The following is a 13,163-nucleotide window of genomic DNA, read 5'->3' as shown; positions in this document are numbered from 1 at the left end:
TCGGCATCCGGACGGCCGCCGGCAGCGATGAGCGGGCCCACGGCCAGCTGCACGTCTACGACGGGGATGGCAAGGGCAAGAGCCAGGCCGCCCTGGGGGTGGTGCTGCGCACGATCGGCCTGGGGATCTGCGAGCAGAAGCGCACCCGCGTGCTGCTGCTGCGGTTCCTCAAGGGCCCGGGCCGCGCCTACGACGAAGACGCCGCCATCGAAGCGCTCCAGCAGGGTTTCCCCCATCTGATCGACCAGGTGCGCACCGGCCGGGGCGACTTCTTCGGGGCAGACGAGGCCACCCGGTTCGATCGGCTGGAGGCCGAGCGGGGCTGGGACATCGCCAAGGGAGCCATCGCCAGCAACCTCTACTCCGTGGTGGTGCTCGACGAACTCAATCCCGTGCTGGACCTGGGGCTGCTGGATGCCGAACGGGTCTGCCAGACCCTGGCGGCCAAACCCGAGGGCATGGAGGTGATCTGCACCGGCCGGGGGGCGCCGCGCCAGCTGGTGCAGCTCGCCGATCTCCACTCGGAGATGCGGGCCCACCGGCGCCACGACGACTCCTCGGAGCTGGGCCAGGGCCTCGACGGGATCGAGATCTACACCGGGGAAGGCAAGGGCAAGTCGACCAGTGCCCTGGGCAAGGCGCTGCAGGCGATCGGGCGGGGCATCAGCCAGGACAAGAGCCACCGGGTGCTGATCCTGCAGTGGCTGAAGGGGGGAGCCGGCTACACCGAGGATGCCGCCATCGCCGCCCTCCGGGAGAGCTACCCCCACCTGGTGGACCATCTGCGGTCCGGGCGGGATGCCATCGTCTGGCGCGGACAGCAGCAGCCGATCGACTACGTGGAGGCCGAACGTGCCTGGGAGATCGCCCGGGCGGCGATCTCCAGCGGCCTCTACAAGACCGTGATCCTCGATGAGATCAACCCCACGGTCGACCTGGAGCTCCTGCCCCAGGAGCCCATCGTGCAGACCCTGCTGCGCAAGCCGGCGGAGACCGAGGTGATCCTCACCGGTCGCTGCAAGAACCGTCCGGCCTACTTCGATCTGGCCTCGGTGCACTCCGAGATGGTGTGCCACAAGCACTATGCCGAGCGGGGGATCGACCTCAAGCGCGGCGTGGATTACTGAGCCGATCGCCCGCCGACGGGCCGGCACCGCGGCAGGCGAACTGCGTCAGGCGATCAGTCAGTAGCGCTGGACTGAGGGGTCAGTAACGCTGGACCGTGGGGTCAGTAGCGCTGCACCGAGGGGTCGATCTCCTGGCTCCAGGCATCGATGCCGCCACTCACGTTGATCCCCTCGATGCCATGGCGCCCCAGGGCCAGCAGAGCCTTGGCACTGCGGCCCCCCAGCTTGCAGTGCACGAAGAGCTTCTTGCCTTCGGCCAGCCGGCGCACATCCTCGATCGCCTCGCCGCTCTCGATCCGATCGAGGGGCATCAGCACCGATCCGGGAATCACCGCGATGTCAGCCTCCGGAGGATTGCGGACATCGAGCAGCAGGATGTCCTCCAGCTGACCGTCGATCACGGTCTTGAGTTCCGCCACCGTGATGCTGGGCACACTGCCGGCCTCCTCCTGGCCGGGAGCGGTGCCGCCCACGCCGCAGAACTCCTGGTAGTCGATCAGCTCCTCGATCACGGGCCGCTCCGGATTGGGCCGCAGCTTGAGCTCGCGGAACTTCATGCCGAGCGCATCGAACAGCAGCAGCCGGCCACTGAGGGTGGTGCCGATGCCCGTGATGATCTTGACGGCCTCGGTGGCCTGGATCACGCCGATGATGCCGGGCAGCACCCCCACCACACCGCCTTCGGCGCAGGAGGGCACCATGCCCGGCGGCGGAGGCTCGGGGAAGAGGTCGCGGTAGTTCGGGCTCTCCGCATCGAGGTTGAAGACCGTCGCCTGTCCCTCGAAGCGGAAGATCGAGCCGTAGACGTTCGGCTTGCCCAGCAGCACGCAGGCGTCGTTGACCAGATAGCGGGTGGGGAAGTTGTCGGTGCCGTCGCACACGAGGTCGTAGGGCTCGATGATGCCCAGGGCGTTCTCGCTGGTCAGGGCCGTCTCGTAGAGGTCGACCTGGCAATGGGGGTTGATCTCCAGGATCCGGGCCTTGGCCGATTCGATCTTGGGCTTGCCCACCCAGCTGGTGCCGTGGATCACCTGACGCTGCAGGTTGGAGTGATCCACCACGTCGAAATCGACGATGCCGATCCGACCGACGCCGGCGGCGGCCAGGTAGAGCAGCAGGGGCGAGCCGAGGCCGCCGGTGCCGACGCAGAGCACGGAGGCGGCCTTGAGGCGCTTCTGTCCCTCCATGCCCACCTCGGGAAGGATCAGGTGACGGGAAAAGCGGGCCACCTCATCGGGGCTCAGCTGAACGTCGGTGGTGTCGGGGGGGAGCATCGGCAACGGCGAGGCTGCGGCAGCCCAGGCCACAGACCAGATCAAGCATCCATTCTCCATGGCAACGGCTGGGGCTGACGATCCGTGTCGTCCAGCCACCAGGCGGCGAGGTCGCCGTCCGCCGCGAGAATCAGCATCAGGGCTGGGGCCAGGGTCAGGGCGCAGTCGGTGGGGGAGGGAACCGCCTGTCCGCTGGGGTGGCTGTGGGCGGCGCCGAGCACGGCCAGCCCCCGCTGCCGGGCCCACTTCTGGGCCAGCAGCTGCTCCCTGGGATCGATGGCGAAGCGGCGACGGCGCTCGGCGGGCTCCGGCCAGGTGTTGAGACAGGGCCAGATGCGCTGCCCATGCCAGGGCACCGCGGCGCCGTGGGGCGAGCCGCGACGACCCAGCAGCAGGGCACAGCCCTCCTCCGGTGCCGCGCAGGTCAACACCCGGCGCAGAACGATGAGCGGCCCATGATCAAGGCGTAGCTCGGTTGGCGCGGCGAAGGGCACCCCGATACCTTATGAAGCGTTGCGATCCGGAGCCCAGCGCAGGTCCATGAACGACACCACCACCGAAGCGGTTCAGACCGGCGAAGCGGACCACAGCGGGGAAGCACCCACCACGGGCGTGTTCACCCAGGACACCGCCAGCGGTGAGGCCGACGGGGGCGTCAACTTCACCGAGCGCTACAGCGAGATTCTGGGCAAGGTGAACCAGACCCTGGACCAGGTCGACTGGAGCCAGATGGGCCGGATCGGCAAGGCCAGCGGCATCATCCTGGCCGTGATCATTGCCCAGATCCTGATCAAAGGGGTCCTGGACACCATCAACCTGCTGCCGATCGTGCCCGGCCTGCTGGAACTGCTGGGCCTGGTGGTCGTCGGCCAGTGGAGCTGGACCAACCTCACCACCAGCGAGAAGCGCAGCGCCGTGGTGGCGCGGCTGCAGGGCCTCCGCAAGGAGTACCTGGGCTGAGTCTCCGAGAGTCCAGCAGGGGGCAGGCGCCTGGGACCGGGTCCCCGGCGGTTCAGCGGAAGGGCAAGGCCGGGGTGGGCCAACCGTTCGCTCCAACCGTTCCTCAGGCGCGGCCCACCAGCCTGTCGACCACGGCCTGGGCCTGGCGGAGGTAGCCCCCGCCGAACAGGTTCGCGTGGTTGAGCAGGTGGTACAGGTTGTAGATCTCACAGCGCCGCTCCGCCCCCGGCGGGAGCGGCCACTCCCGGCTGTAGCCCTCGAAGAAGGCCTGGGGAAACCCTCCGAACAGGCCGGCCATCGCCAGATCCACCTCCCGATCCCCCCAGTAGCAGGCCGGATCGAAGATCGCCCCACCGCCGCCCGCCACCAGGCCGGCGTTGCCGCACCAGAGATCCCCGTGCACCAGCACCGGCTCACAACCGTGGGCCTCCACCCAGTCCGGCAGATGCTCCAGGAGTTCTGCGGCGCCATGCAGGGCCAGGCCAGCCGCCGCCGCCCACTCCAGCTGGGGCCTCAGGCGGCATTCCGCGAAGAAACTGGCCCAGCCGCTGCGCCAGCCATTGCGCTGGGGTGCTGAGCCGATGAAGTTGTCGGTCTCCAGGCCGAAGCCACGGCCGCCGTGGTCGGCACCGCTGGCTCTGTGCAGCCGGGCCAGGCCGCGTCCCAGCTGACTCCAGTCGCCGTTCCGGCCCGTCAGCTCCAGCCAGGGCAGCACCAGCACGGCCCGCTCCCCCGCCACCCCGAGGGCCAGGGGGCGGGGCACCAGCAGATCCGCCGGGGCCCAGCGGGCGAGGGCCTCCAGACCATGGGCCTCGGCCTCGAGCAGGGCCAGCGCCTCCGCGCGGTTGGTCTTGGCGAACAGGCGGCTCCCATCCGCACAGACCAGCTGCCAGGCCTGGTGGATGCAGCCACCTCCCACCGGCCGCAGATCCCTCAGCTGGCGGCCCAGCCTCGGCTCCAGCCAGGCCGCCAGGGGTTGGAGGGGCAGGCCGGTCACGGCACCGGGGGCGTCATCTGCCTGCCAGCATGCCGCGATGGATCAGGGGGTGGACGCGGTTGTGGTGGGGGCCGGCATCGCCGGCCTCACGGCCGCCGCCCTGCTGGCGCACGAAGGCCTGCAGGTCGAACTGCTGGAGGCCCATGGCCAGAGTGGCGGCTGTGCCGGCACCTTTCGCCGCGGCCCCTACGTGTTCGATGTGGGCGCGACCCAGGTGGCTGGCCTCGAACCCGGTGGCAGCCACGCGCGGATCTTCCGCCATCTCGGCCTCGACCTCCCCGCCGCCACCCCCCTCGACCCCGGCTGCGTGGTGCACCTCGGGGATGGCAGCCGTCCCGTGAGCCTGTGGCGGAACCCCCAGCGCTGGCGGGAGGAGCGCTCCAGGCAGTTCCCGGGGAGTGAGGCCTTCTGGCAGCTGTGCAGCCGGATCCACGCGGCCAATTGGTCGTTCGCGGGTCGGGATCCGGTGCTGCCGCCCCGCAGCCCGTGGGACCTGGCCCGCCTGCTGGGCGCTCTCGGCCCCGGCAACCTGGCCACCAGCCTGCTGCTGGGGGCCACCGTGGCCGACCTGCTGAGGCTCTGCGGCTGCAGTGGGGATCTCCGCCTGCGGCGCTTCCTGGATCTGCAGCTGCGGCTCTATTCCCAGGAACCCGCCGATCGCACGGCGGCGCTCTATGGCGCCACGGTGCTGGCGATGGCCCAGGAACCCCACGGCCTCTGGCATCTGCACGGCTCGATGCAGAACCTGAGCACCGCGCTGGAACAGGCCCTCAGCGCCGCAGGGGGGAGGATCAGGCTCCGCCACCGGGTGGAGCACCTCCAGCGGCACGGCGGGCGCTGGCGGGTGCAGGGCCACCGGCAGGGCGATGGACGCGGGCCGGTGCCGTTCCACTGCGAGGCCGCCGATGTGGTGCTGGCGATTCCGCCCCAGGGCCTGCCTGCCCTGCTCGGCGCGGAGGCGCTGCCGGGCTCCTACCGCGCTCGTCTGACAGGCTTGCCCGATCCCTCGGGAGCCCTGGTGCTGTACGCCGCCGTCGATCGCCGGGCGCTGCCGCAGGACTGTCCAGGCCATCTGCAGACGGACTGGCCCGATCCCGGCCCTCTCTTCCTCTCGGTGAGCCAGCCGGGTGATGGCCGCGCTCCGGAGGGCCAGGCCACGGTGATCGCCAGCGTGTTCACCCCAGCCCGTCCCTGGTTCGGCCTGGAACCCGGGGCCTACCGCGCCGCCAAGCGTGAGGCCCTGGACGGCATCCAGCGGGGGGTCGCCCAGCTGCTGGGGCTCGCCCCGGCGGATTGGCGGCACGTGGAGCTGGCCACCCCACGGGGATTCGCCCGCTGGACAGGCCGACCCTTCGGCTTCGTGGGAGGACTGGGCCAGCGCCCCGGCAGCTTCGGCCCCTTCGGCCTGGCGAGTCGCACCCCTCTGGAGGGCCTCTGGCTCTGCGGGGATGCGATTCATCCGGGCGAGGGCACCGCAGGCGTCAGCCTCTCGGCGCTGATGGCCTGCCGCCAGCTGCTGGCCCGCCGCGGCCGGAACCTGGTGCTCGGCGGCACGCCCGCGACGGCTGCCCCCCGGCGGGAGCGGGAACTGAGCGGCGCCTCAGAGGAAGCCGGGGCGTAACTGCTGGCAGTCGCTGAGCTCAATGTGGAGCTCCTCCCAGGCGGCCTGCTCCAGGTGGTCGTCCAACCGATCCAGGCTGAGGCGGTAGGCGGCCAGGGCGTCGCGCAGCGCCGATCGGTTGCAGCGGGCCATCAGCGTGCCGAGCTCCGGATTGCCCCCTCCCACCCGGGTGGTGTCGGCAAACCCACTGGAGGCCAGCGCCCTGACCAGCGCCGGCAGGTCACCCCCCTGCTGACACGCCGCGCGGTCGACGCCCTGGATCAGGGCCGCACCGACCAGCACGGGCAGATGGGAGATCAGGGCGACCGCCCGGTCGTGACTCTCCGCCGGACAGCACAGCCAGCGGGCCCCCAGCCGGCCAGCCAGAGCGGCCACCTGTGCCAGCGCCGCCGGATCGGTGTCCTGGCGAGGGGTCGCCACCCAGGGACGTCCAGCGAAGAGACCGCGCTCACCGGCCTCCACCCCCGCCGCCGCCGTTCCGGCCATGGGATGGCTGGCCACAAACCGGGGATGCAGCGCCCCCCAGCGATCCAGCACGGGCGCCTTGACCGACCCCACATCCGTCACCACCGCCGCGGGGGGCAGCGCCGCCTGCAGGGCCGGATCGGGATCGAGCAGCCGATCCAGCGGCAGGGCGAGGACCACCAGGGCGCATCCCTGCAGGATCTGCGGGTCGAGGCTGACCGCCGTGGCCAGTCCCCGTGCCAGCGCCCGCTCGGCGGTGGCCGCACGGTGCACCAGGGCCCGCACCTCCACCCCCTGGGCCAGGAGGTCGAGCCCCAGGGAGCCCCCGATCAGGCCAAGTCCCACGATGCCCACGGGCCCCTGGAGGGGCTCATGGGCCGGCTCCGCGTCTGAAACCAGCCGGGCTGTCATCGCTGCTGCAGTGCCGCTGAGCCAGCTTCCTACGATTCAGTCCCATCGGCTGACGGCGGATGCTTGAGGCCCACGCCCACCACCAGCTCAAGGCGCTGCTGCGGCGTGAAGGCAGGGAGCGCTGGCCTCACCACCTGAGTCTCTGCCGCCTGGTCGCCCGCAGCCTGCGCCGCGGGGATCAGACCCTGGTGCGGCTGGCCCCTGGGAGTGATCCGAGCTGGCTGGTCGGGCTGCTGGTGCCCCTGGCCCTGAGCGATGCCCCGGTGGCCCTGGTGCTGAGCGAAACCCTGCGCCAGCGGGTGCTGCAGGTGGAACTTCCCCGGCTGGTCGAGCCGGAGGCCGGACTGCTGCTGCCTTTCTACGAAGGTGAGCAGCCAGGGTCGGCACGGGTGTGGCTGCTGAGCCACCACCAGCTGGTTGAGGCCTGGCGCCGGGGGCAGCTGGGGCAGCGCCAGCTGGTGATCCCGGAAGCCGAACACCTCGATGCCCGCCTGCGGAAGGCCCTGGCGCTCAGCATCGGGCCGGCGGACTGGGAGCGCCTGACCCGCGCCCACCCCGCCGCCGCCTCGAGCCTGCTGGAGCTGCATGGCCGCATCGGCCGCCAGGTGATGGCCCATCCCCGCAGCCACCACCGCCCCGTCGGCCTGGCCCCGGAAGACGAGGCCCCGCTGCGCCAGATGCTGGCCCTGCTGCATCCCCTGCCCGAGCCGTGGAACACCTGGCTGGAAACCGGGAGAGAGAACTGGACCACCTGGGCCACCCGCACCCCTGAGCGCCTGGAGTGGTCCCTGCACCGCCAACCCCTGGAACCGCTCCAGGTGCTGCAGGGCCTGCTGGCGGATCGCGGGGCGGTGCTGCTGGGGGAGATGGTCGGCCCCCGGCTCCACGGCGGCCGCTCGAACGGTGCGCCGCTGGGCCTCTCCCCCACCGTGAGCGTCGATCTGGGCGATCCCCCCCTGGCCGACCCGCTCCCCCTGTACGCGCCCCTCCGCCAGCCCCTGCCCAACAGCCCCCACTTTCCCGACCACCTCTTGGAGCAGGGTCGCCGACTGGTGCTGGGGCAGGCCGGCCTGACGCTGGTGCTGCTGGATGACGAGGGACTGCGCCTTTCGCTCACCAGTGGCCTCGCGGCCGAGTTCGGCAGCCGCGTGGAGCACGAGAGCACCGCACCGGAGAGCAACGGGGTGGTCTGTGGCCGCTGGAGCTGGTGGCTCGACCACCAGTCCAGGCTGCCGCTGCCGGACCAGATCGTGGTCGGGCTGTTGCCCATCGCCAGCCTGGAGGACCCGCTCACCGCCGCCCAGGTGCAGGCCCTGCGCTGCCAGGGGCGGGACTGGTTCCGCGAACGGCTGCTGCCGGACGGACTCACGCGTCTGCAGCTCGGTGTGGCGGGACTGCGCCGGCAGGGCGGGCGCCTCGCCATCCTCGATGGCCGTCTGCGGGGCCGCAGCTGGGGCCAGGACGTCCTGAAGGCCCTCGAGCCCTGGGTCAACCTGAGCCGGCTGCTCCCCCACTGACTTCCACACGGGGCCGGACCAGGCAGGCGTGTCCTCCTAGCCTGAAGCCGCAACAGGCACGAACCGGGCATGGGGGAAGCGAGGCGCCGCAGCATCCAGGGGCTGCCACCGAAGGCACCGAAACGCACCAAACCGGACGACTCCCCCCGGGTCGCCCCGTGGCTGCCCCTCACCCGACTTCAGGCCGATCGCTTCGTCTCCCTCACCACCCGGGGGGCCTGGGTGGGCATCGCCGCCCTGGTGCTGTTCTGGGTGACCGTGCGCTTCATCGGCCCCGCAGCGGGATGGTGGACCCTCGCGGATGGGTGAGCCCAGCCCGGCCCTGATCGGCCCTCCTCAGCGTTGGTAGGCATTCATACCCACGAGAAACGGAAGAAAAGATTAGATTCGTCCGATATGCAGCTGGTTCCATGTTTCCCCGGCTCGCGGAGCAGTACCGCTCCGTCGTCCATGATCTGGTCATGAGCCTGCAGGCCCTGGCCCGCAGCCTCCAGGCCCGCGGCCTGCCGGCCAGCTGCTACGTGTGTGGCGATGGCCGTGATGGCCATGGGGCCTCCTTCGTTGCCAACCTGGGAGCCAACCACATGGTCCGGTTTCTGGTCTCCGATTTCGGGATCAGCTGGGTGGAGTCCCGCAACGGCCACGAGCTCGTCAAGCTGGAAGGGGCTGAAGCCATCCAGGAGCTCCAACGCGTTGCACAGGTGCTCCAGGAGCCCGGGGACCTTCCCGAGAGCCTGGAGGTGACCACAGCCCCGGGCCCCTTGAGCACGGGCGGGAGCTGACGACCGGCCGGCACGCCTTCAACGACGAGGACGGCCTGGCAACGGGGACAAGCTGCCCCGCTTCAGCCTGCGGCCGGGAGAGGCTCCTCCAGATCGGAGGTCGCGGTGACGCCCGTGGCCGCGGCGGCCTTGGCGGCAGCCGCCAACGGCTTCATCGAGTTGGCCGTCACCTCGGAGCCCTCGGTGAGCTTCTGGCGGGTGAGCTGCTCGATGCGCTCTTTGGCTTCCGGATTCTGCTCCAGCCAGGTGATCGTGTTGTCGCGACCCTGGCCGATGTTGTCCCCGTCGTAGCTGTACCAGGCCCCCTTGCGGGTCACCACAGCGGTTTCCTCGGCGAGGTCGAGCAGGCAGCCCAGGGTGCTGATGCCCCGCCCGAACAGGATGTCGAATTCCGCAATCCGAAAGGGTGGAGCCACCTTGTTCTTGGCCACCTTGACCTTGGCCCGGATGCCGTACTCCTCGGTGCCGCGCTTGAGGGTCTGGATGCGGCGGATGTCCAGCCGCACCGAGGCATAGAACTTCAGGGCATTGCCGCCCGTGGTGGTTTCGGGATTGCCGTAGGTGACGCCGATCTTCTGACGCAGCTGGTTGAGGAAGATCACCGTGCAGCCCGACTTGCCGATGTTGCCCGTGATCTTGCGCATCGCCTGGCTCATCAGACGGGCCTGGCTGCCCACGGCCAGATCGCCCATCTCACCTTCGATCTCCGCCCGCGGCGTCAGGGCCGCGACCGAATCGACCACGACGATGTCGACCGCGGCGGAACGGACCAGTTGGTCCACGATCTCGAGGGCCATTTCACCGGTGTCCGGCTGAGACACCAGCAGGTTTTCGATGTCGACCCCCAGCGAGGCGGCATAGACCGGATCGAGGGCATGCTCGGCGTCCACGAAGGCCGCGACGCCGCCACGCTTCTGCACCTCCGCGATGGCATGGAGCGTGAGGGTGGTCTTACCGGAGCTCTCCGGTCCGTAGACCTCCACCACCCGACCCTTGGGATAGCCGCCGCCGAGGGCCAGGTCGAGGGTGAGCGCCCCGGTGGAGATCGTTTCCACCCGCATCCGCGAGGCATCCCCGAGCCGCATGATCGACCCCTTGCCGAAGTTCCGCTCGATCTGATTCAGCACCAGACCCAGCGCCTTGTCCCGCTCGGCGGCAGCCCGGGCATCGGCGGCGTTGGAGGCCGGTGCACCGGACGAGGTGAACGCAGCGGCCTTGGATTCAGCAGGCATGGGGAATCAGGGGAATGTATGGAACGGGCCGCGGAGCCATCCTGCGACCTCCAGGAAGCAAGTGCCACCAAAGGGAGCCGGCGTCTCAATCGCGCTTAGTACAGGCGTACTCTAGCGGTTCAGATCCAGTCCGCCAGGGGGGCGGCGAACCGAGCCGGCTCCAGCCAGCCGATGCCGGCCGGCAGATCCCGCTGGTCATCGGGGCCGAGATAGCCCCAGCTGACCAGGAAACAGCGCACCGGTGCCAGCTCCGGATCGGCCCGCACGACCTCCAGGGTGGGGCGACGATCCTCGACGAACCACACCGGGTCGCGACGCTTCAGCAGCTGGCGCAGCACCGCGGGCTTGCTGCCGTGCTCGTGGCCGTAGAGGGCCCAGGGTTCGAGCCCGGCGGCGGCGAGGATCTGGCCGGCGAACACGCCCCCCTTGGTGGTGAGCACCGCCCAGTCGACCCCCTCATGGGCCAGCCCCCGCAGGCGCTCCACCACACCCGGGTAGAAGCGGTGGAGGCCCAGCCAGGCCGGCAGATCGGCCGCGATCGCCTCGGCGCGCACCTGTTCGAGGCACTCCTGGAGGAGGGTCGCGTCCCAGCCCCAGCGCTGCAGGGCTTCCGCCACGGCCGAGCCGTAATCACCGAGGAGCCGCGCGAGCTGGAGGTCAGGCCGCGCGAGCTCGGCGGCCATGAGCACCATCTCCCAGCCCTGATGGATCAGGGGCCGCAGCCGGGCGAAGGCGGGCGGAGCGACGGTCGGCAGATCGAGGCCCGGAGCCAGCCGGAGGGCGGCGCTGCGGGCGGCCCACCAGTACTCGGCCATGCCGTCCACCAGCACCCCGTCAAAGTCGAAGACCAGCAGGGGGGAGGCTCCGGAAGGGAACGGTTGCGGCAAGGAGTCGATGCCGGAAACGCTTCCGGGGCAGGGGCTTTGAAAAAACTGGGCCGCTAGGATTCGAACCTAGGAATGGCGGGACCAAAACCCGCTGCCTTACCACTTGGCGACGGCCCAATGCAGCTCCCGGGGAGCGTGCTGCCTCGGCACTCGCCGATGCCTAGCTAGTTACCCACAGCGGCCGGTCCTTCGTCAACGCCCCGATGGCCCCTCAGGCCGGGAAGACCCGCAGCCGCTGGTCGCCTCCCCGGCCGAACACGGCCGTGCGCACCCGGTAGCGGCTGGCGAGCTCGCTCTGGAGCTGGCGCACCCGCTCGTTGCGGGGCAGCAGTTCCACCGGCTGCCCCTGGGCCAGCACCACCTGCTCCACCGCCAGACGGCACTCCTCGAGCGCCGCCAGGGCATCGTCACCGTCGCCGCCGGGAGCCTCCGGCCGCGGGGGGCGGTGGCGCTCCACCAGCCGCTCCAGAGCCCGCTGCAGCTGGGGCAGGGCCGCACTCTTGATCACCAGGATCGGCAAGCCCAGCTCCTGGGCCTGACGCCTCACGTGGGGATCCCGGCCGAGCTGCTGACGGGCACTGAGCACCACGTCAGCCACTTCGACACTGCCCACCACCTCCACCGGCAGCTGGCGCGCCCGCACCACCTGCTCCAGCGCCGCCCGACCGATCCCAGCCGGATAGACCCGCAGCGCCGGGGCCGGTTCGACTGCGGGAGGGGGTAAGGGCCGTTCAACCGTCCCGACCGGCCGGGGCGGGGGTGACGGCGCGTCCGGGGCGGGCAGGGGCCGCTCCACCGGGCGCCGCGGGGCAGGCCCGGGCAGGGACTGGGCCGGCGGCGGGGTCTGGAGCTGCAGCCGGCCCTCGGCATCCAGCTCGCGGACCTGGGGGCGGGCCGCCTGGCCCCGCAGCAGCAGATCCACCGTCTGGGCCACATCGGCATGGACCAGCCAGCGGTTGCGGCTGTGCATCTCCACCGCCAGGGGGAAGGTGGGTTCGGCCGCCCGCTCGAGCACCGTCTTCTGGGTGCGCCGGCGGCGGGCCTCCTCATCGCCGAGGGTCACCGACTGGATACCGCCCACCAGATCGCTGAGCGTGGGGTTCTTGATCAGATTGGCCAGCTCGTTGCCATGGGCTGTCGCCACCAGCATCACGCCGCGCTCGGCAATGGTGCGGGCGGCCTGGGCTTCGAGCTCGGTGCCGATCTCATCGATCACGATGACTTCCGGCATGTGGTTCTCCACCGCTTCGATCATCACCTGATGCTGAAGTTCCGGTCGGGCCACCTGCATGCGACGCGCCCGGCCGATGGCGGGGTGGGGAATGTCGCCATCCCCGGCGATCTCGTTGCTGGTGTCGATCACCACAACCCGCTTGCCCAGCTCATCGGCGAGCACCCGGGCGATCTCGCGCAGGGCGGTGGTCTTGCCGACGCCCGGCCGGCCCATCAGCAGCAGCGAGCGGCCGGAATCGAGCAGATCGCGCACCATGGCCACCGTGCCGAACACGGCCCGACCCACCCGACAGGTGAGGCCCACGATCTCGCCGGTGCGGTTGCGGATGGCACTGATGCGGTGCAGGGTGCACTCGATGCCGGCCCGGTTGTCACCCCCGAAGGTGCCGAGCTGCTGAACCACGGCCGCCAGGTCACTGCGCCCGACCACATCCTCCCCCAGGGCCACCGCACGCCCCGGGTAGCGGGCCTCGGGAACCCGGCCCAGGTCCAGCACCACCTCGAGCAGCTGCTGGCGACTGGCGTCGCCGGCCAGGGCCTGCTGCACCGCCTCAGGCAACACCTCCAGCAGACGATCGAGATCGTCGGTGATCCGCTGGGGCGGGGCGACCACCAGGGGCGTGGTCGCAGCTGGTGAGGGGGGGATCAGCGGCTCGG

Annotated in this window: 13 protein-coding genes and 1 tRNA gene; 6 read left to right on the top strand and 8 right to left on the bottom strand. The window is 70.7% G+C overall.

Features of this window, described 5'->3' with window-relative positions; translation table 11 throughout:
* Nucleotides 1–1,127: cob(I)yrinic acid a,c-diamide adenosyltransferase (locus ACLD7X_RS09180; RefSeq protein WP_411423299.1), on the top strand; the 1,127-nt coding region annotated here is incomplete at its 5' end.
* Nucleotides 1,128–1,228: 101 nt separating this feature from the next.
* Here the strand turns inward: ACLD7X_RS09180 and moeB are convergent.
* Nucleotides 1,229–2,401 carry a molybdopterin-synthase adenylyltransferase MoeB gene (gene moeB, locus ACLD7X_RS09175; protein WP_411423302.1) on the bottom strand — a complete coding sequence of 391 codons (1,173 nt, stop codon included), beginning with the start codon at nucleotides 2,399–2,401 and terminating at the stop codon, nucleotides 1,229–1,231.
* Nucleotides 2,402–2,442: 41 nt separating this feature from the next.
* Nucleotides 2,443–2,829, bottom strand: a complete 387-nt coding sequence (locus ACLD7X_RS09170; RefSeq protein WP_412007028.1) for a M67 family metallopeptidase — start codon at nucleotides 2,827–2,829, stop codon at nucleotides 2,443–2,445.
* 112 nt (nucleotides 2,830–2,941) lie between these two features.
* Here ACLD7X_RS09170 and ACLD7X_RS09165 point away from each other — a divergent pair, with 112 nt between their 5' ends.
* On the top strand, nucleotides 2,942–3,361 hold the full coding sequence (locus ACLD7X_RS09165) for a CAAD domain-containing protein (protein WP_412007029.1): 420 nt from the start codon (nucleotides 2,942–2,944) through the stop codon (nucleotides 3,359–3,361).
* A 103-nt stretch (nucleotides 3,362–3,464) separates the two neighbouring features.
* Here the strand turns inward: ACLD7X_RS09165 and ACLD7X_RS09160 are convergent, their stop codons facing one another.
* The gene (locus tag ACLD7X_RS09160) at nucleotides 3,465–4,358 is read right to left on the bottom strand and encodes a fructosamine kinase family protein (RefSeq protein ID WP_411423296.1); all 894 of its coding nucleotides are present in this window, start codon (nucleotides 4,356–4,358) and stop codon (nucleotides 3,465–3,467) included.
* Nucleotides 4,359–4,395: 37 nt separating this feature from the next.
* Between ACLD7X_RS09160 and crtD the strand changes: the two genes are divergently transcribed.
* Entirely contained in the window at nucleotides 4,396–5,979 is a 1,584-nt protein-coding gene (gene crtD / locus ACLD7X_RS09155) for a C-3',4' desaturase CrtD (RefSeq protein WP_411423295.1), read from the top strand.
* Here the strand turns inward: crtD and ACLD7X_RS09150 are convergent.
* Nucleotides 5,959–6,855, bottom strand: coding sequence for a prephenate/arogenate dehydrogenase (locus ACLD7X_RS09150; RefSeq protein ID WP_411423294.1), 897 nt, complete (start codon nucleotides 6,853–6,855; stop codon nucleotides 5,959–5,961). The genes crtD and ACLD7X_RS09150 overlap by 21 nt on opposite strands.
* Before the next feature lie 59 nt (nucleotides 6,856–6,914).
* Between ACLD7X_RS09150 and ACLD7X_RS09145 the strand changes: the two genes are divergently transcribed.
* From ACLD7X_RS09145 to ACLD7X_RS09135, 3 genes are all read left to right on the top strand, one after another.
* Nucleotides 6,915–8,372, top strand: coding sequence for a hypothetical protein (locus ACLD7X_RS09145; RefSeq protein WP_411423293.1), 1,458 nt, complete (start codon nucleotides 6,915–6,917; stop codon nucleotides 8,370–8,372).
* 69 nt (nucleotides 8,373–8,441) lie between these two features.
* Entirely contained in the window at nucleotides 8,442–8,681 is a 240-nt protein-coding gene (locus ACLD7X_RS09140) for a DUF2839 domain-containing protein (RefSeq protein ID WP_411423292.1), read from the top strand.
* A gap of 101 nt (nucleotides 8,682–8,782) precedes the next feature.
* Nucleotides 8,783–9,154: a DUF1815 family protein gene (locus ACLD7X_RS09135; protein WP_411423291.1), complete on the top strand. Its 372-nt coding sequence runs from the start codon at nucleotides 8,783–8,785 to the stop codon at nucleotides 9,152–9,154.
* A 62-nt stretch (nucleotides 9,155–9,216) separates the two neighbouring features.
* On the opposite strand, the gene recA is transcribed toward ACLD7X_RS09135, so the two are convergent.
* The 4 genes from recA to ACLD7X_RS09115 all read right to left on the bottom strand — a co-directional run bounded on the left by recA (nucleotide 9,217) and on the right by ACLD7X_RS09115 (nucleotide 13,119).
* Complete coding sequence (gene recA, locus ACLD7X_RS09130; protein ID WP_411423290.1) at nucleotides 9,217–10,386, bottom strand: recombinase RecA; 1,170 nt, start codon at nucleotides 10,384–10,386, stop codon at nucleotides 9,217–9,219.
* Between the two features lie 119 nt (nucleotides 10,387–10,505).
* The gene (locus ACLD7X_RS09125) at nucleotides 10,506–11,273 is read right to left on the bottom strand and encodes an HAD family hydrolase (RefSeq protein ID WP_411423289.1); all 768 of its coding nucleotides are present in this window, start codon (nucleotides 11,271–11,273) and stop codon (nucleotides 10,506–10,508) included.
* 45 nt (nucleotides 11,274–11,318) lie between these two features.
* Nucleotides 11,319–11,390: transfer RNA gene (locus ACLD7X_RS09120), tRNA-Gln, on the bottom strand.
* A gap of 94 nt (nucleotides 11,391–11,484) precedes the next feature.
* On the bottom strand, nucleotides 11,485–13,119 hold the full coding sequence (locus ACLD7X_RS09115; protein WP_411423301.1) for an AAA family ATPase: 1,635 nt from the start codon (nucleotides 13,117–13,119) through the stop codon (nucleotides 11,485–11,487).
* Nucleotides 13,120–13,163 lie beyond the last annotated feature (44 nt).

Source organism: Aphanothece microscopica RSMan92 (genome assembly GCF_046613545.2).
GTDB lineage: Bacteria > Cyanobacteriota > Cyanobacteriia > PCC-6307 > Cyanobiaceae > NIES-981.
This window is presented reverse-complemented; position numbering and strand designations above follow the sequence as displayed.